Raw genomic sequence first — 505 nt, forward strand, 5'->3', positions numbered from 1 at the left:
CTCCATTACTGAAAGTAACTACTGTAGCTGTACCAAAGTTAATATCTGCACTTACTTTATCACTTGCTGTTGCTGCCGTGCTTGGGTTTGTTGAACTATTCGCTCCTGAGAATACAATCGACTTATCTCCTGTATATCCTGTCGCTGTATTGCCACTCGCATCTTTAGCTGTTAGAGTTACGGTCTGACTGCCTCCTGCTGTTTGAGTTCCAGTTCCTGTTACGATAAACTTCGTTGCAGCTCCTGGACTTACGGTAATGCTTGAGCTAGTAGCTGCTGTTCCAGATGCTGGGGTAAAGGTAAAGGTGCCTGAACCAGATGTGCCAGTAAACTTCAAGCCTAAGCTCGTTAAGTTCGCTACTCCACTACTAAAATCACCTGCTTGGTTCAATACGTTATCAACTCCACTTCCTAAACCACTAATCGTTCCTGTTAACGTACTTGTTACTGTTACATTCGTTCCTGATGCATTGAAACTAGTTACTGTATTACCATAAGCATCTTG

General features: G+C 43.0%; 1 protein-coding gene. It reads right to left on the reverse strand.

The features are described 5' to 3' along the window. The coding region (locus EWU22_RS13375; RefSeq protein WP_394364569.1) for a hypothetical protein at positions 1–505 on the reverse strand (505 nt) is incomplete at both ends.

Origin of the sequence: Aquirufa nivalisilvae, assembly GCF_004307455.1 — a bacterium.
Classification (GTDB): domain Bacteria; phylum Bacteroidota; class Bacteroidia; order Cytophagales; family Spirosomataceae; genus Aquirufa; species Aquirufa nivalisilvae.